Raw genomic sequence first — 17,736 nt, 5'->3', positions numbered from 1 at the left:
AAAGCCCAGCAATTGATTTGCTGGGCTTTCTTGTTATTTGTCGTTGCCTTCGTGGTGGCTATATTCGAACACTTGGCCTTTTTCGTTAAAGGCGTAAACAGTGTAGCTGTCTTTTTTATCGCCATACTCCATACCAGGGGAACCCATTGGCATGCCCGGTACCGAGAGCCCTTTTGCGTTACGTGGTGGATTTTCTAAGAATGCTTTAATGTCTTCGGCTGGAATGTGACCTTCGAACACATAGCCGTTGATTTCTGCTGTGTGGCAAGAGTAAAGCTGTTCGTTCTTGATGCCTAGATCGCGTTTTATGGCGTTCATGTCATCGTGCAATTTCTCTTCGACCGTAAATCCGTTCTCTTCCATGTGTTTTGTCCATTCACCACAGCAGCCGCAGTATGGCGATTTGTGGTTAATGACATCAGCTGCCAATACGTTGGCGGATGCGGTCGCAAGCATTGCAAAGGTCAATAATTTCAACTTCATAATAGCCTCAAATATAAGTGGTTATTTTACTGAAAAAAGTCGTAGTCGATTTGCATTACTAACGACAGTAATAGATGACAGCGCCATTGCCGCACCTGCGACAACTGGGCTGAGCAAAAATCCAAATGCAGGATAAAGTACGCCTGCGGCAACAGGGATCCCCAGTGAGTTATAAACGAAGGCTCCAAATAGGTTTTGCTTCATGTTTTTAAGTGTAGCGCGCGACAGTTCAATCGCATGTACCACCGCCATTGGTGACGTGTTAAGGATGGTCATTTGCGAACTTTCAATGGCGACATCACTGCCGCTACCCATTGCAATACCAAGGTTGGCTAACGCGAGAGCAGGGGCGTCGTTAATGCCATCCCCCACCATTGCCACAACATGGCCTTGGGATTGAAGTTGCTCAATGTGCTGAGCTTTCTCATCTGGCATTACTTGAGCGATTACTTCATCAATACCAAGTTCTTGACCGATAGCGTTGGCTACGTGTTGGTTGTCACCCGTCAGCATTACCGTTCTGATGCCTTGCGATTTTAATGCAGAGAGCGCGTGTTTTGCATCCGATTTGATTGGGTCAGCAATGGCGATCAGGCCGACTAACTCACCATCGAGCGCAACGGCAACCGGAGTCCATGCATTCTGAGCGCATTCGTCAATTGCATCCTGAAGAGCCTCTGTTGCAACGTTTTCCGCTTGCATAAATTGAAGCGAGCCAATAAGCAGCGGTTTACCTTGATACGTTGCCAAAATGCCGCGTCCGCGAACGTTTTCAAATTTATCGAGAGTCACTTCTTGTGTGTCGTGCTGATTAGCAAAGTCGCATACCGCTTTTGCTAGTGGGTGCTCTGACTGACGCTCGGCGGCGTACGCTAACCCCAACAGCTCTTCTTGGCTGGTGGTGTGAGTAAACACTTGCTGCACACTTGGTTTACCTTGGGTAAGCGTGCCTGTTTTATCGAACACAACCGTATCTATTTTACTCGCTAGCTGCAGGGCATCAGCATCTTTGATCAAAATGCCGAGTTCTGCGGCTTTACCCACTCCCACCGTAACAGAAAGTGGGGTTGCTAAGCCTAGAGCACAAGGGCAGGCGATGATAAGTACGGTTGTGGTGACCACCAGCATATAGCTCGCTTTTGGCTCTGGGCCAACGGCAAACCAAACAAGCGCGGCCAGTATTGCTATGCCTACAACGACAGGGACAAACACCGATGAAATCTGGTCTGCCAATTTAGCGATGGCGGGCTTACTGCTCTGAGCGCTGCGCACCATACGAATAATACGTGCGAGCATCGTATTTGCGCCGATTCCGGTAGCCTCTATAGTGAGAGAGCCGTCGGTATTCAATGTCCCTGCGGATACATGAGCCTCTTGTGCTTTTAATACAGGAACGGGTTCACCAGTTAGCATGGACTCATCGATATACGATTCACCATTGATTACCGTACCGTCGACGGGCACTTTCTCTCCCGGCTTGATACGTAACTTCATTCCTAGAGTGATTTCTTCTACCGCGATTTGTTTATCACCTTTCTCAGTGATGACGGTCGCTTGTTGAGGCTGTAAGTTCACCAAAGCCTGAAGCGAGCGAGTTGTATTTGCTTTCGCTTTGGCTTCTATATAGTGACCAAGTGAAATCAAACCAATGATCATCGCGCTGGCTTCGAAGTAAACATGACGAGATGCCATTGGGAACCAATCTGGGAAAATCACCACAAGCATAGAATAGAACCACGCTGCGCCAGTACCGAGCGCAACTAAGGTATCCATCGTGGCGCGCTTGTGAGTGGCCGCTAACCAAGCGTTACTAAAGAACTGTTTTCCGGCAGTGGCAAGCAGCAGCAAACACACAATACCGATCGCGCCCCAAACCAATTGGTCATTGGTGTTGCGAATCATCATGTTGCCACCAGCAACACCCCAAATCATCAAAGGGGCACCTACAACAAGGCCGGCAATTGCATCCAACTTAAAACGTTTTTGCTGTTGACGCTGTTGCTGCGCTTGCTTTTCTTGCTGTGTCGCGGCGTCTTGTAAAACCTCGCCTTGGTAACCCGCTTGTTTGACAGATTGCAAAATAGATTGATGTAACGAATCTGAGTCTTCAGTCACAAACACCAGTGCGCTTTGTTCTGCGAGGTTTACCTGAGCTTTTTCAACCCCTTGTACATTAGTAAGGGCTTTTTCTACTGATGCGACACAGCTTGCACAGGTCATACCTTGAATCAACATCTGTAGTTGAGCCGTGCCTGCTGGTTGCTCGTCAGGCGCTGCTTGGTCGCCTTTTTCGCTTTGATATGTCTGGCTTTGGCGTTGATCGGGAGTGATTGCCTTGTGCTCTTCAGCAACTGAGTTATCAGTAACAGCGCTATTGTTGGCCGTATAGCCCAAGCTGGCAACTAGCTCAATGACTTGTTGCTCGGAGAGTAGGGTACGAATCTCTAAGTGCGTTGTTGAAGCCTCGAAAGAAATAACGTCTTGATGAGAGTCTAATAAAGACGAGAGTTTTTTCACGCAGCCGCCACAGCTTAAGCCTGAAAGGTTTAACTCGTACTGATTTCCTGCTTGGTAACCAAGAGATTCAATTGATGAAACAAGCTCTTTAAGCGAGGACTCGGTTTTGACCTCTACTTGCGTTGGGGACAAAGTGAGGATCTCTACATCGTGATTCGCATGTAAAGCCTTCTCAACTTTTCTCGCACAGCCCATGCAGTTGAGCCCTGATAAAGGTATAACAAACTGATACATAATCTGCACCTCAATAATAGTGATACATTGAGCTTAAACCTTCCTGCAAGGGTAAGGTCAATACCCATTTTTTGTTCTCAACAATTTCGTCAAAATCGCTTGAATCACAAAAGTTCACTGCCATTTTACTTGCGAGTGATCTCAAGGTTTTTTCTCTCTGAATATAAAGTTCCGTTAAAACACCTAAAAGATGAATGAAGTCGCTCACGCTTTTAAGATGCTCTCAATGTCAGTTCAGTGTCAAGAAGTGCTTTTAACGTTTTTAACTTTTTATATTTGAACTTAATTATTTGATTATTAAGTATTTATATTATTTTTGATCTTCTCATTTTGAAGTCGCTCAGATTGCTGTAGGGAAAGTTTTTTAGTGCGAAAAAAGTTTGTCATATTTGCCCCGTCCAAACATTGTTTCAAGTTCCTGCCATGTCCTAGTTAGCGAATTTGAAAATGGAAAAAACTAAAAAATATAGGGGTTAAAAATGTCTTACCTAAAGAAAAGCCTACTTGCTACGGCAATCACAGGCATGATGTTCAGTGGTGCTGCATTTGCTGATGGTGCAAACAGTGACGCAGCAAAAGAGTTCCTAACCAAAGATTCATTCTCTTATGAAGTTTACGGGATCATCGCGATGCAGGCCGCGTACCGCGATTACGATTCTGGCAACAAAGCAACGGACGATGATCTAGGTGGCATGCAGCTAAACAACGAATCTCGCATCGGTTTCCGTGGTAAAAAACAATTTGCTAACTTCGGCCCTACTTTTATTTGGCAAATCGAAGGTGGTTACGTTGACCCTAGCTTTGGCGGCGAGGGTGCAGGTCTTGGTGAACGTGACACATTCGTCGGTTTTGAAAGTGCATCTTGGGGTCAAGTTCGTTTAGGTCGTGTATTAACACCGATGTACGAATTAGTTGACTGGCCTGCATCTAACCCAGGTCTCGGTGACGTTTACGACTGGGGTGGTGCAATCGGTGGTGCTAAGTATCAAGACCGCCAATCAAACACCATTCGTTGGGACTCGCCAATGTATGCGGACAAATTCTCTCTAGATATCGCGGCAGGTGCAGGTGACAAAGCGGGTCTGGGTGAAGGTGATGATTACTGGGGTGGTATCGCAGCGCACTACAAAATTGGTCCAATTCAGTTAGATGCCGCATACGAGGGTAACCGTAACATTAAGATGGAAGGCCAAACGTGGGAAAACAACACATACTTGGTGGGTGCTCAAGGCTGGTTTGATAACGGTATTTCTTTCTTCGCGCAATACAAATACATGGAAGCTGACGCAAGCAACGGCGTGAGTGAGAAGCAAGACGCAATGTCTGCCGCTATCATGTACACCACTGGTGATTGGCAATACAAACTGGCTTACGCAGCTAACTTCGATCTAGAGCGTGACGGTAAGACCATTAACGATACAGCAGACGATGTACTATCTGCACAAGTTATGTATTTCGTAGACCCATCGGCAGTGCTTTACGTACGTGCTCGTACTCTAGACTTTGGCGACGGTGCATATCAACTGGATAAACCAACAGAAGCGCGTTGGAAATCTGCGGACTACGATGAGTTCTCTGTGGGTGTTGAATACTACTTCTAATAAAGAAGCAGCTAAAAGGGCGGAAACGCCCTTTTTGTCTTGATACTGATTCAAATAAGCCTTTGGAATGACTGGCCTGTAAGTTTTAGAGGCTTATCTAAATTGGTATAAAGTGAGAAACCACGATGAAAAAAACAACGACACTTCTCGGACTTTGCGCAATGCTTTCTGCGCCTGCTTTTGCTGCTCAACTGACTCTGCAAGCTGAACTGGTTCCTCGCGTTCTCAACGGTGAGTTCGTGTACCCTGAGTGGATTTCCAAAAATAACAGCATCGAGCTGAAGGACGGGGAAAATCAGTTGGCGGTGACGGTTGGACAAATTGTCTTTGAAGATGGCAAGCGCCGTAAGTTCGATTCGCAGCCACTGGTATTAGAGTTTGAAGCAGAAAAAGACGCCGAACTATCGCTGACTTACAAAGCGTTCCGTACCATCGAAGAAGCGAAAGCTTTTGAACTCGATCCAAAAGTGGTATTGAAAGACAAACACGGAAAAGAAGTGGCATTCTCTATGGTTCAACTTCGTAAAGGTGGCTTGCAAGGTTTTCGTGATTACGAGCGAGAAGTGGCTGACTATAACAATGCAATGAACAAAGAATCGACCAAGGCAAGCATTGCGTCTTCTCCGGCGGAAACCAAAACAATCAAAGCATCGTTTAATGAGTTAAGCCGTGAAGAGCAGCAAGAATTTATGCAATGGGCGATGCGTAACCTGAAGTAATTTCGTTCTGCACTTTAACAGTAAATAGGAGGGCAGTACCTTTATTGGTGCTGCCCTGTTTGTATTTCTGGTGTCAAACCGATTGTAGAATTGACTTACGGTGGTAAAATGTCGCCACTTTTATCCTTGACATTACAACGAGAGATCTCTCGTTGCTCATTACCCCTAAGGAACTCAAATGACGGTTAAAACTCGTTTTGCTCCTAGCCCAACTGGCTATCTACACGTTGGTGGTGCGCGTACTGCACTTTACTCTTGGCTATACGCTAAAAACCAAGGTGGTGAATTCGTTCTACGTATCGAAGATACAGACCTTGAGCGTAACTCTCAGGAAGCGGTTGATGCAATTCTTGAAGGCATGGAATGGCTAGGCTTGGAGTGGGATGAAGGTCCTTACTACCAAACTCAACGTTTTGACCGTTACAACGAAATGGTTGATAAGCTGTTGGCAGAAGGCAAAGCTTACAAATGTTACGCGTCTAAAGAGCTGCTAGATGAAATCCGTGCAGAGCAAGAAGCAAACAAAGAAATGCCTCGTTACGATGCGAACCATCCAAAAATCAAAGCGGCAAACGAAGCGGCAAAAGATGGCGATCCATGTGTTATCCGTTTCCGTAACCCAAAAGAGGGCAGCGTAGTATTTGATGACCAAATTCGTGGTCGCATCGAAATCCGCAACGACCAAATGGATGACTTAATCATCCGTCGTACTGACGGTTCACCTACTTACAACTTCTGTGTAGTTGTGGACGACTGGGACATGGGTATCACTCACGTTGTTCGTGGCGAAGACCACATCAACAATACGCCTCGTCAAATCAACATCTACGAAGCACTAGGTGCGCCAGTACCAACGTTTGCGCACTGTGCAATGATCTTGGGTGATGACGGTGCGAAACTGTCTAAGCGTCATGGTGCAGTATCAGTCATGCAATATCGCGATATGGGTTACCTGCCTGCAGCACTAAACAACTACCTAGTGCGCCTAGGTTGGTCTCATGGCGACCAAGAAATCTTCTCTCAAGAAGAGATGATCAACCTATTCAGCCTAAATGCAGTATCTAAGTCAGCGTCTGCATTCAACACGGACAAACTGCAATGGTTGAACAACCATTACATCAAGAACTCAGATCCTGCGTACGTTGCAGAGCACCTACAATGGCACCTAGATCAACAAAAACTAGACGTAACGAATGGTCCTGCTATCACTGACGTGATCAAGCTAGTGGGTGAGCGTTGCAACACGCTGGTTGAGCTAGCTGAGCAAATCCGTTACTTCTACGAAGATTTCTCTGAGTTTGAAGCGGGCGCAGCGAAGAAACACTTACGCGGTGTGGCTAAAGAGCCTCTAGAGCTTGCTCTAGCGAAAGCTGAAGCACTGACCGAGTGGACAACAGCAAACATCAAAGATGGCGTTATCGCAGCAGTCTGTGAAGAGCTAGAAATTGGCATGGGCAAAATCGGTATGCCATTACGTGTTGCTGTAACAGGCGGCGGTCAATCTCCTTCTGTCGATGCAGTAATGGAACTGGTTGGCAAAGAGCGTTGTGTTGCTCGTATTAAGATGGCGCTTGAGTTCATTGCTGAGCGTGAAGCAAACGCATAATTGCTTTGAACTAAAGGTTCTTTTGAATAAATAGTCACAAAGCCGCGGTAAACACCCGCGGCTTTTTTGTATCTGAATCCTAGATAATGAGAAACCTTCTCATATGTCGGTGAAGGATGTGGTATTTAGGACCGTAATTCACCTAGGTATGGATAAGATTTTTTAATCCAAATATCGTTGGCATGAATAAAAAACGAGCGATTATATATCAAATATCTGATTGATTTTTATCCACCTTCCTTAAAGTTCCATTTTTGTTGTCTCATTTTTAAGAAAAAACTTTGCTTAAGTTGTAGTGTTCCAGAAAATAAAGCAAACGTTTGCGTCGTGATTGTGTGGGGATTTTTTTGCTTAAGATCACATGTTGTTGAGATTTTTGATGACAATAAATTGACAGAATTGGGATTTTTCTCGCGATTTCTTAGCGTTATAGTTCACCCCGTCAGTGATACCGAGATGGCGATATGTATCACTGAACAGGAAATGTACGTAAGTAGCTTCCATAAAAAAAATGCATGTGCATAAAAAGAAGCAGACTAAGTATCTCACTCAAGGAATGAATAAAAAGAATTGAAATACAACGTCAGTCAGACGGCGCATTTCGGCATCTAACAAAAGAACTTCTTTAGAGGAATCAATAATGAAAAAATTAGCAGCGGTAATTTCAGCGTCTCTACTTATGGCTTCAGCAGCACAAGCAGAAGTATACGTTGGTGGTAAGATGGGTAAGTCATGGATGGAAGACGCGTGTGTAGCGGGCCAGGCTTGTGACAAAGACGACTCTACTCTTGGCGCTTTTGTTGGTTACGAAATGAATAAATACTTCGCAGTAGAAGCAGGTTTCGACAACATCGGTGATTTTAACCAAACTTCTTTCGGTGGCCATGTAGAAGCAATCACTCTTGCACCTAAATTCAGCCTACCAATCACTGAAGACATCGCACTTTACGGTAAAGTGGGTGGCGCTTACGTAATGTTTGATGGTAAAGATGATTACTCTTACCTAGGCGCAGCTGGCCTTGAGTTCAACCTAAGCCAAAACGTAACTGCTCGCGCGGAATACCAAACTCTGACTGATATCAGCAACGATGTAACTCGTGCGACAGGTAACACTGCAACACTGGGTGTTTCTTTCAAATTCGGCGGCAACGATGAGCCAGTAATCGTAGAAGAGCCAGTTGTTGTTGAAGAAGTGGTTGTAGAAGAAGTGGTAGAAGAGCCCGTAGTTGTAACGAAAACATTCGAAACTCAAACAATCGGCACTGGTAGCTTCGATCTAAACAGCACAACTCTAAAACCAGAGAGCGCTGCAAAACTTGATAACCTAGTTGCTTTCCTAAACGAGCACCCACAAGCGAACGTTGAAGTTGTAGGTTACACAGATACTTCTGGCCCAGCAGCTTACAACCTAAAAGTTTCTGAGAAACGCGCGGAATCTGTAGCTAACGCACTCGTTGAAAAAGGCATTGATTCATCACGTATTCAAGCACGTGGCGAAGGTGAAAACAACCCAATCGCTTCAAACGACACTCGTGAAGGTCGTCAGCAAAACCGTCGCGTAGAAATCGTTGTTCCAGAATTTGAATACCAAGTTCAGCAATAAGCTTCTATCCGACCGTAGTATAGAAGACTAAAGCTGAAAGCCCCAAAGAGTTCGCTCTTTGGGGCTTTTTCATTTCTATTTGAAACGGACTGAAAAGCTAAAAACGGTAAACATTACTTGAGGTCAATGCTGTTTAAGCGCCCCATGAATGTTAGGATTTCCAAGTTGTCTTTATGTGCTTCTAACAACGCTTTTTTGGTTTGCATGTAGGCGGCAAGCTTGCCGTATTTACTAATAGAGCGAACCACTGTTTTGTATTTGTAGTCACCGTCATCATTGAACTCTCGCCACTTAGCGATGTAACACGTATCTCGGTTATCTGGGTTTTCAAGAGTGGGGTTAGGCTTGTGAACAATTTTTGGCTCAACGCTGTGTGGGAGTCTGGTCATGAGGTAAGGATCCTTCAAAAGACGTCGCCAAAATTTGCCCCACATTTGCCGGCCTAATTCGTTTCTCAGCTTAATGGCTTTTTGTAAGCCTTTCTTTTCTCCAATACGAACAAACCCAACCGAGCGGTGCAGTACCGTGTCCTCGGGGGTATGGATATGAATCTTAAAGGCAGTCTTGCCTCTAGAAATAAAGCGGTGTCCAGTGTTAGTTATTAAATTGCTCTTAGACATAGTGCTAACTAATAATTTTATTAATAGCTAAAAGGGTAAGCAAAACTCATAGATAATTAAAGTAATAAAATACAAAACTGTAAATAGGGCTTGTTGAAATGATTTCAAGGGGAAGAGATCGGATCAGTAAAAGGTTTTATCTCGTCGAGTAAAGGAGCGAGGCGATCATATTGATTACTGAGGAAATTGTTTCACACGTTACTTGGAAACGCTCTGTGAAGCTCGAAATAGTGGATACAAAAAAGCCTTAGCTCAAGTGGGAGCTAAGGCTATGATATGGCGCCCCCAGTAGGATTCGAACCTACGACCTGTCCCTTAGGAGGGGACTGCGCTATCCAGCTGTGCCATGGGGGCGTAATACCAATAGTTGCAGTTCATTGAACCGTTTTACTGAATGCAAACCTAGCAACTTTGTTTAGGTCTTTATCAGTATCACTTTGAACGACTTACTACGGTCATTGGTATAATCAAATAAGATGCGCTGCCTATGATATTAAAAAGTGAGCATATCTCAAGACTTAATGTTTGCTTTTATAGGATCTTGTTCATTACGTCGCCAATTTGAACACTAGAGGCTAAATTTGGCTGATCAATCGTAAGCTCGGCTTCGTGTTCGTATATACGTGATACCGTCAATGTAATTTCACTTTGCGATACTTTATTTCTTGGTAGTCCGTTTTGGTCGATAAATGATGCGGTGTGCCAAAGCTGCAATTTGTCTCCCTCTTTTACGCCATGCATACGGCCGAGATCCATCGTTACGGTATTGCCGAAGACAGCAACGACCTCTGGCAGCGTAATTTTGCAAGACAGCTCTGACTCTAGATCCAGCATTATATTGCGACTAACGCGTAGCATCATCTCGCCATAGGTCGACGCCCAAAAGCGCGCACTGCGAGTATCCACTTGGCTCGTTTTGGCAAATGGCCAACGCGCCACTTCACGGTAGGCTTTGTTGAAGACTTCATGGCCAGTTTTACCATCAAATACTTTCATCTCTAACGCAAACTGACGATTGATGATGTCATCTTGCAGTAGTTGAGATTCGACCGTCGCAGTGAGATCGGTAATGACTCCCCCAATGATGTATTGTGCGCCGTTATCTTGCGCGATCATTTGAGTACGAGCGGGATAGTTACTGCTAATTGAATAGTCCGTTGTACCCACAGATACAAAGCTGCGAGAGGTTTGATCCAGCTGGCGATTCACCACGCGGCTAAAATCGTCACCCACTTGGTAAATCTGTCCCATCACCGCTTGTTGTGGTGAGGCAACCTCAATATTGCCGACAAGGATCGTCTTTTTGTATTGGTCGGTGTGGCAACCCGTTGCCGATGGATAAATATCGACGCGAATTTTTACCTCGACTTTACCTCGACGTTTACGTTCAGACTCGACCAAAATGTAACGGACTTCATGGTTGGTAAACTGGTACTCGTTACGGCTTTCTTCTAATAGCGGCATCAAATTGCTAATACTGCCAATATCTGCGCCCGAAAAATTGACGGCTTTGAACAGCGCGTCTTCCAACGCATGGAGCCTTGCCGTTTCTTCTGAAGAAACGATAGTGGCAACGCCTGTTACTTCATACCAAGATGCCATTACTTTAAAAGGCACAAGCATCACTAAAGTGATTGAAAACAGACTGTTTAATATTTTTTTCATTGATTACAACCGTTCGGGTATAAATATTGCTTTAACAATTTCAGTGAAGTTTGGTGGATTTTTCTTCGTTAGGCAAACAAAGAAAAGCAAAGACTGTTCCAATATTCACTTTCTTAGAAAGGAATTAATCAAGAACGGTATCACCTCAGATTATCTGGAGAATCAAACCATGAAAAAGTGGCTTGTCGCCGCATCGATGATGACGCTTCTGACATCGTGCGCGTACTCACCGATTTACAATGGTAAAGAACCGTACTCGGGAAGCCAGTTCATGCTTATGGATAGTCCACGTCATACGATGGACTTTTTCATTGAAAGCATGACCGAAGACCTGATGGTTTCTAATGTGGCGGTATCTGCGCGGACACCGATTGCGATTACCTCGTTTGTTGATCTACAAAATATGGATGCAACAAACTGGTTAGGCAACTCGGTCTCGGAAGGTTTTATCCATCAGTTCCAGCGCCGAGGGTTTAAAGTGGTTGATTTCAAAACTACGGGCTCTATCCAAGTGACGCAGCAGGGCGATTTTGCTTTAAGCCGTGATTGGCAAGATCTGGCGCAAGAGCAACAAATTCAGTATGTACTGACCGGTACGATGCTGCGCCAAGAGGGCGGGGTGCTGGTCAATGCACGTGTGGTCGGTATGCAGAGCCGTGTGGTTGTAGCAACGGCGCAGGGTTTTCTTCCGGCTGACCGTATTGGTCGTGACTTAGATACGTTAAACAGTATCCGTACGCAAGATGGCGTGTTGATTCGCTCAGACCCAACCATTCGTCAGCCGTACACTGTGATTCTGCGTCCATAGGATAGAAGCATGAAGAAGTTATTATTTATTATTGCCACACTGGTATTGGTGGGGTGTCAGCCACTACAACAGATGCGTCAAGATGAAATCTTAGTGGCAGTGGGTTATGCGAGTGTCAGTGAGCAAACAGGTCGTACTGTTGAAGAGAAGCGTGTACGAGCGATGCGCGCATCAAAAATTGATGCTTATCGTGAGCTAGCAGAACAAGTTTATGGCATGCGTGTTAGTGGACGTGCCGAACTGCAAGACCAGCGTTTAGGTATTGAGAGCACTACAGGCGCGGTTGATGGTGTGATTCGCGGTGCAGAAGTCGTACGTAGTTATCTTGTTGAAGACAGTTACGTGACAGAGCTGCGTCTGGATATTCGTAAAATGGATAAGTTGCGTGATTACGGAGAAGTTCAACAGGTGCCTGAGAAGCGTCAACAAACCTTGTTCTAATGCACTAAGCGCATTACTTCAGAAGACCAGATAATCTTTCCCGCGGCTGATTGGCAACAATGAGTCGCTTTTTTATATCTACATTCTAGAGATGGTGTGGGGTAGGAGTGACGTTTAGGCTTTTATATTGGTGCCAAGTGTCGAAATAGTGTGGGTTTTGCCACCAGCATTGTAGGTCATGCCCACTTTGCCATGAGTTCGCTGAAGCATGTTATTGAGTTTATTGAAACTCAGCTGTGCGCGACTAAGCGATTCACCATTTACTTTGTTGACTTGTTGACAGTCGAGGACGATCGATTGGATTTGAGCAACAACCTGACTTAGGTGCTCATCTTCAGTAAGTTGATTGACGTGCGGGTGAGAGGCGATTCGCTGATCAGTCGTTCTAAGCTGAGCAATGAGTGTCATCTTCTGTTTGGCAATATTCTCAATCTCGGTAGAGACACGCGCAGTTATCGCTTGTGTTTCTTGACGCAAAACAGCAGAAAGTGCCTTAGCATTTTCTAGTTGGAAATTGACGAGATCGACTAATGCTGCCATAAAATACTTACCTTCGGCCTAAGTCAGTTAGCTTTTGCCTTGCAATTCGTTTTCAAACTTAATCATGTTGTCGGCCAATTTTTCAGGATCGACTTTGTATGAACCGTTTGTGATTGCTTCTTTGATTGCCGCCACTTTGGCGCTGTCATAGGCCGGAGAAGCTGCCATATCTTTTTGGAGTTTGCTAACGGCTTTGCTTTGCTGGCTGAGTGATACAGCGTCTTGTTGTGCGGGTGCTTTTTTCGATTCAGTCGTGCTGGTAGCATTGGAATCGTTACGCGCAGGTGCACGACTTGTCGTCGTCATCATTTGCCCTGAACGTATATTATCTATACCTGCCATGTTTAACCTTTGCCTTGTATCGTAATACTGGTATCCAGACTATCGACCAGTGCAAAAATAACTTTAGTCATTTTTTGCATTTTTATTGATCAGTTTAAACACGCTACCAGTGGCTATTAAAAATTAACAGTGATTTCCGCAATGCCAGTCACTATGCCTTCTATTATACGCTGTGACTTATCATTTTTCACTCTTACTTGATCGCCAGCCGCACCATCTTGCAATGCTGTGCCTTGCGTGGTGATTGTCATGCCAGAATTCACCGCTTTAATTGTGACCTTTTCATTCCGGCAAACGACACAGACATCATTACGCTCAACAACATCACCTAGGCGAACGTTGCGTTTTAGCTTTGCGCCAACCACTTGATCGTAGTTAGAAAAGCCATCTTTGCGAAAGCGCTGCAGCTCGATCATGGAAGTGGTGACATCCGACGCGCTGACGATTTCTCCTCTCCCTAGTGTTCGTGTTGCGACGATCATTGGCACTGATACCGAGATCCTCACAGGGACATAGACTTTCCAGTCATCAGGTGGACATTCCACTAGAACATTGATGTTGCTTCGAGTACTGCTGGTGGAAGAAGCTGACGTATCCAGGGGCACTGGGCAATCCGTTGCTTTTATTCTCGAGTCGATATCTGCCGCATTAACAGATAGCTCGCCACCATCAGGCTGATCAACTGTAGCAAGAATATGTTGTTCTGCTGCCGTTTTTATTTGCTCGATCTGATTATCTGAAGCTGAATGAACAAAAAAGCTAAACATACTGAGCAAAATGCCGATAGACTTAGCGTACTTTGTAATTAGCGCTCTACATATTGTCATAGTCAATGGTGTCGAAGTGAAAGTGAAATACGCCATACTGTCTCCCTGGTATCGTGCTTGCCAGTGGTAGAGTATCATTTAAAAACAAAAAGTTTGAGATGGAGATGAGCATATGACGGGGATTCTTGACTCGGTGAATCAGCGTACGCAACTCGTCGGTCAGAACCGATTGGAATTATTGACCTTTCGACTGATGGGCCGACAGCGCTACGGCATTAACGTATTCAAAGTGAAAGAAGTACTGCAGTGCCCTAAGCTGACTTCAATGCCAAATCTACACCCGCTGGTAAAAGGTATCGCTCATATCCGCGGCCATACCGTGTCCGTTATTGATTTGAGCCTGGCAATTGGTGGCCGCCCAACCACTGATCTGGATAAATGTTTTGTTGTTATCGCAGAATTTAACCGTACGATCCAAGCATTTTTGGTATCATCGGTTGAGCGTATTATCAATATGCATTGGGAAGCGATTTTGCCACCGCCAGACGGTGCGGGTAAAGCGCACTACTTGACCGCAGTGACGAACATCGACAACGAGCTGGTTGAAATCCTTGACGTTGAAAAAATCCTGGCAGAGATTGCGCCGGTTGATGAAACGATGGATTCCGCTATCGGTGAAGAAATCGCGCAAGCAGAACAAGAAAAGCCTATTGTACGCCGTATATTGATTGCTGATGACTCGACTGTCGCGCGTAAACAGGTAGAGCGTGCGATTACATCAATCGGTTTCGAGGTCGTATCTGTCAAAGATGGCAAAGAAGCGTACAATAAGTTGATTGAAATGGCTCAAGAAGGCAATATCTACGATCAAATTTCGTTGGTTATTTCCGATATTGAAATGCCAGAAATGGACGGCTATACCTTAACGGCTGAAATTCGCAGACATGCCGATTTGAAAGACCTTTATGTTATCCTCCATTCTTCATTAAGTGGTGTATTCAACCAGGCTATGGTTGAGCGTGTAGGTGCCAATACCTTCATTGCGAAATTTAACCCAGATGAATTGGGTAACGCGGTTAAATCTGCATTAACACAATAAAAGAGACATTAATGACTGCTATTACAATCAGTGATCAAGAGTATCGTGACTTTAGCCGTTTTCTAGAATCGCAATGTGGCATCGTGTTAGGTGATAGCAAGCAATACCTTGTGCGTAGCCGACTGAGTCCTTTAGTGACGAAGTTTAAGCTCGCATCGTTATCAGATTTGCTACGTGATGTTGTTACAGGGCGCAATCGTGAATTACGAGTGGCCGCTGTGGACGCGATGACGACTAACGAAACCTTGTGGTTTCGAGATACTTATCCGTTCACAGTTTTAGCTGACAAATTATTGCCAGAAGTAGCGGCAAGCAAGCGCCCAATCAAGATCTGGTCTGCAGCCAGTTCATCGGGCCAAGAGCCGTATTCTATTGCAATGACGATTCTGGAAACGCAACAGCGCAAGCCGGGTTTGTTACCAAACGTGTCTATTACAGCAACAGACATTTCAGCAAGTATGCTTGAAATGTGTCGTGCAGGTGTGTATGACAATTTGGCTCTAGGGCGCGGACTTTCACCAGAACGTCGCCGCACCTTCTTTGAGAATGCGGACGGTGGCCGTATGAAAGTCAAAGACAACGTCAAACGTTTGGTGAACTTTCGTCCACAAAACTTGATGGACAGTTATGCACTGATGGGTAAGTTCGACATTATTTTTTGTCGCAACGTGCTGATTTACTTCTCACCGGAAATGAAATCAAAAGTGCTTAACCAAATGGCGAGCAGCTTAAACCCTGGTGGTTATCTGCTGTTAGGGGCATCAGAGTCGCTAACTGGTCTGACTGATAAATTTGAAATGGTGCGCTGTAATCCGGGTATCATTTACAAGCTTAAATAGCGGTATCTCTTCATTGATAAAAAGCCTGACACTAGGTCAGGCTTTTTTTGTTTGCTGGTTTCCTGCCTTCGAGTGTTTCCACGTTTTCACTTGCTAAATTGAAGCGCGATTTTGCTTTGTTCCCTCATCACGGTGTATCTTTATTAAGTGAACAAGGTGAAACGACATGACATTCCAGTCACTTTGGCTCACTTATTGCTATTCCAATGGGTGATAGCTATTAAGTAGATAGAGCGCTTTATGTTTTTGGCATGCTAATTGCTTTTTGGTTATCAATCACGGTCAGTTCTTAATTGTAGAGGCAAACATGGCTATATCTTTTGACAATGCACTAGGCATCCACCAGCACACGGTGGGCGTACGTGAGCGCAATGCTGAGGTGATTTCCACCAACATTGCACAAGCCAACACGCCTGGTTACAAAGCAAGAGGTTTAGACTTTGCGAAGGAATTGCAAGCGGCAACATCTGGGGCAAGCATTGGTCTTAGTCGTACGGATGGTCGGCATATTCCTGCCACTACAACGTTGGTCGGGGACAAGCTATATCGTCTTCCTACGCAACCTGATACGGGTGATGGCAACACGGTAGATTTGGATTTAGAGCGTAACTTGTTTATGCAAAACCAAATCAGACACCAAGCATCACTCGACTTTCTAGGCAGCAAATTCAAGAACTTAACCAAAGCAATCAAAGGGGAATAATTTAGATGAGCTTATTTAACGTTTTCAATGTGACAGGTTCCGCAATGAGCGCTGAATCCGTTCGTCTGAACACTACCTCAAGCAACTTGGCGAACGCCGACAGTGTCAGCAGCTCTGCGAAAGACACTTATAAAGCGCGCCATGCTGTGTTTGGTGCTGAGTTAAGTAACGCCATGCGTGGCGGTGATACGGTGCCAGTGAAAGTGATGGGTATTGTAGAAAGCGATAAACCGCTGAGTGCGGAGTACAACCCAGACCATCCCCTTGCAAACGAAGAAGGCTACATCTACAAGCCGAACGTGAATGTAATGGAAGAAATGGCGAACATGATTTCAGCTTCTCGCGCATACCAAACCAATGTGCAAGTAGCGGATTCTAGTAAACAAATGCTGCTGCGTACGCTGCAGATGGGTCAATAAGGATAAGGAGGTAGCGTATGGCCGGAATTAACAACGTTGGTCAAAGCGGCTTGTCCTATATCGACCAGCTTAAAAGTCTACAAGAGAGTAACAAGAAGACGGAAGAGAGCACGGGTAAGCAGGACCTAAAACAGGAAGACTTCTTATCATTGCTCACGAAGCAATTGTCTCAACAGGACCCTTTTAAGCCGGTAAGTAATGACCAGATGATTGCGCAAATGGCTTCATTTGCGACCGTTGATGGCATTGGCAAGATGAACACTCAGTTTGAGAGTTTGAACTCGTCAATGACATCAAACCAAGCGTTACAAGCTTCCTCTTTGGTAGGGCGTGACGTATTGGTCCCAGGAGCGGCAGGTGTGAAGCAGGACGACGCGCCAATGGCGGCAATGGTTAAGCTTTCACAATCTATCGATAATCTGTTTGTTCGTGTAGAGGATGAAGCTGGCCAACTGGTTCGTACTTTTGAGGTAGGGGCGAAACCAGCCGGCGACACGCGTGTGCTTTGGGATGGTAAAGATGAAAGCGGAAATCCACTGCCTGCTGGCAAATACAAAGTGAAAGCGTCTGGCTTAGTTGAAGGGGAGTCGCAAGAGTTCCCAGTATCGACATACGCCAACGTAAACAGCGTATTGCTCGGCAAAGGTGACGGAAACGTATTACTCAATCTGGCTGGTTTTGAATCGCCAGTTCGACTTGCAGAAGTTTTGGAAGTCGGCAAAGCGTAGTC

General features: G+C 45.2%; 18 protein-coding genes and 1 tRNA gene. 11 read left to right on the top strand and 8 right to left on the bottom strand.

Features of this window, described 5'->3' with window-relative positions:
* Window positions 1–33: 33 nt before the first annotated feature.
* Window positions 34–483 (bottom strand): DUF411 domain-containing protein, encoded by a 450-nt coding sequence (locus NL644_RS19550; protein ID WP_012842060.1) that lies wholly within the window; start codon window positions 481–483, stop codon window positions 34–36.
* Between the two features lie 21 nt (window positions 484–504).
* The gene (locus tag NL644_RS19545) at window positions 505–3,234 is read right to left on the bottom strand and encodes a heavy metal translocating P-type ATPase (RefSeq protein ID WP_253658719.1); all 2,730 of its coding nucleotides are present in this window, start codon (window positions 3,232–3,234) and stop codon (window positions 505–507) included.
* Window positions 3,235–3,713: 479 nt separating this feature from the next.
* Between NL644_RS19545 and chiP the strand changes: the two genes are divergently transcribed.
* The 4 genes from chiP to NL644_RS19525 all read left to right on the top strand — a co-directional run bounded on the left by chiP (window position 3,714) and on the right by NL644_RS19525 (window position 8,763).
* Window positions 3,714–4,835: a chitoporin gene (chiP, locus tag NL644_RS19540; RefSeq protein WP_006743034.1), complete on the top strand. Its 1,122-nt coding sequence runs from the start codon at window positions 3,714–3,716 to the stop codon at window positions 4,833–4,835.
* 125 nt (window positions 4,836–4,960) lie between these two features.
* On the top strand, window positions 4,961–5,554 hold the full coding sequence (locus NL644_RS19535; protein ID WP_012842058.1) for a DUF2057 domain-containing protein: 594 nt from the start codon (window positions 4,961–4,963) through the stop codon (window positions 5,552–5,554).
* A gap of 178 nt (window positions 5,555–5,732) precedes the next feature.
* Window positions 5,733–7,160: a glutamate--tRNA ligase gene (gene gltX / locus NL644_RS19530; protein ID WP_005393148.1), complete on the top strand. Its 1,428-nt coding sequence runs from the start codon at window positions 5,733–5,735 to the stop codon at window positions 7,158–7,160.
* A gap of 640 nt (window positions 7,161–7,800) precedes the next feature.
* Window positions 7,801–8,763 carry an OmpA family protein gene (locus NL644_RS19525; protein ID WP_006743033.1) on the top strand — a complete coding sequence of 321 codons (963 nt, stop codon included), beginning with the start codon at window positions 7,801–7,803 and terminating at the stop codon, window positions 8,761–8,763.
* A 113-nt stretch (window positions 8,764–8,876) separates the two neighbouring features.
* Here NL644_RS19525 and NL644_RS19520 read toward each other — a convergent pair whose 3' ends face one another.
* The 3 genes from NL644_RS19520 to NL644_RS19510 all read right to left on the bottom strand — a co-directional run bounded on the left by NL644_RS19520 (window position 8,877) and on the right by NL644_RS19510 (window position 11,048).
* A complete protein-coding gene (locus NL644_RS19520) occupies window positions 8,877–9,383 on the bottom strand; it encodes a Fe3+-citrate ABC transporter substrate-binding protein (protein WP_253658718.1) in 507 nt (168 codons plus the stop codon).
* A gap of 277 nt (window positions 9,384–9,660) precedes the next feature.
* A tRNA-Arg gene (locus tag NL644_RS19515) sits at window positions 9,661–9,737 on the bottom strand.
* Window positions 9,738–9,914: 177 nt separating this feature from the next.
* The gene (locus NL644_RS19510) at window positions 9,915–11,048 is read right to left on the bottom strand and encodes a flagellar assembly protein FlgT (protein WP_048626114.1); all 1,134 of its coding nucleotides are present in this window, start codon (window positions 11,046–11,048) and stop codon (window positions 9,915–9,917) included.
* Window positions 11,049–11,217: 169 nt separating this feature from the next.
* On the opposite strand from NL644_RS19510, the gene NL644_RS19505 reads away from it, so the two are divergent.
* Both NL644_RS19505 and flgP read left to right on the top strand, forming a co-directional pair.
* Window positions 11,218–11,856: a FlgO family outer membrane protein gene (locus NL644_RS19505; RefSeq protein ID WP_005382013.1), complete on the top strand. Its 639-nt coding sequence runs from the start codon at window positions 11,218–11,220 to the stop codon at window positions 11,854–11,856.
* A gap of 9 nt (window positions 11,857–11,865) precedes the next feature.
* Complete coding sequence (flgP, locus tag NL644_RS19500) at window positions 11,866–12,297, top strand: flagellar assembly lipoprotein FlgP (protein ID WP_047009552.1); 432 nt, start codon at window positions 11,866–11,868, stop codon at window positions 12,295–12,297.
* A 114-nt stretch (window positions 12,298–12,411) separates the two neighbouring features.
* Here flgP and NL644_RS19495 read toward each other — a convergent pair whose 3' ends face one another.
* From NL644_RS19495 to flgA, 3 genes are all read right to left on the bottom strand, one after another.
* Window positions 12,412–12,837, bottom strand: a complete 426-nt coding sequence (locus NL644_RS19495) for a flagella synthesis protein FlgN (protein WP_104974391.1) — start codon at window positions 12,835–12,837, stop codon at window positions 12,412–12,414.
* Window positions 12,838–12,864: 27 nt separating this feature from the next.
* A complete protein-coding gene (flgM, locus tag NL644_RS19490) occupies window positions 12,865–13,179 on the bottom strand; it encodes a flagellar biosynthesis anti-sigma factor FlgM (protein WP_005382018.1) in 315 nt (104 codons plus the stop codon).
* Window positions 13,180–13,295: 116 nt separating this feature from the next.
* Window positions 13,296–14,042, bottom strand: coding sequence for a flagellar basal body P-ring formation chaperone FlgA (flgA, locus tag NL644_RS19485; RefSeq protein ID WP_005393139.1), 747 nt, complete (start codon window positions 14,040–14,042; stop codon window positions 13,296–13,298).
* A gap of 76 nt (window positions 14,043–14,118) precedes the next feature.
* Here flgA and NL644_RS19480 point away from each other — a divergent pair, with 76 nt between their 5' ends.
* The 5 genes from NL644_RS19480 to flgD all read left to right on the top strand — a co-directional run bounded on the left by NL644_RS19480 (window position 14,119) and on the right by flgD (window position 17,734).
* A complete protein-coding gene (locus tag NL644_RS19480) occupies window positions 14,119–15,045 on the top strand; it encodes a chemotaxis protein CheV (protein WP_005382022.1) in 927 nt (308 codons plus the stop codon).
* An 11-nt stretch (window positions 15,046–15,056) separates the two neighbouring features.
* On the top strand, window positions 15,057–15,884 hold the full coding sequence (locus tag NL644_RS19475; RefSeq protein WP_005382024.1) for a protein-glutamate O-methyltransferase CheR: 828 nt from the start codon (window positions 15,057–15,059) through the stop codon (window positions 15,882–15,884).
* A gap of 307 nt (window positions 15,885–16,191) precedes the next feature.
* Window positions 16,192–16,587: a flagellar basal body rod protein FlgB gene (flgB, locus tag NL644_RS19470; RefSeq protein ID WP_005382026.1), complete on the top strand. Its 396-nt coding sequence runs from the start codon at window positions 16,192–16,194 to the stop codon at window positions 16,585–16,587.
* Between the two features lie 5 nt (window positions 16,588–16,592).
* Window positions 16,593–17,006, top strand: coding sequence for a flagellar basal body rod protein FlgC (gene flgC / locus NL644_RS19465; protein ID WP_005393132.1), 414 nt, complete (start codon window positions 16,593–16,595; stop codon window positions 17,004–17,006).
* A 17-nt stretch (window positions 17,007–17,023) separates the two neighbouring features.
* Window positions 17,024–17,734, top strand: a complete 711-nt coding sequence (gene flgD / locus NL644_RS19460; protein WP_005393125.1) for a flagellar hook assembly protein FlgD — start codon at window positions 17,024–17,026, stop codon at window positions 17,732–17,734.
* Window positions 17,735–17,736: the final 2 nt, after the last annotated feature.

It is taken from the genome of Vibrio sp. Y10_XG_PY6 (assembly GCF_024181795.1).
In the GTDB taxonomy this organism is placed as follows: Bacteria; Pseudomonadota; Gammaproteobacteria; order Enterobacterales; family Vibrionaceae; genus Vibrio; species Vibrio diabolicus.
Note: the sequence above shows the minus strand (reverse complement) of the source record. Positions and strands in the feature narration are given on the sequence as shown.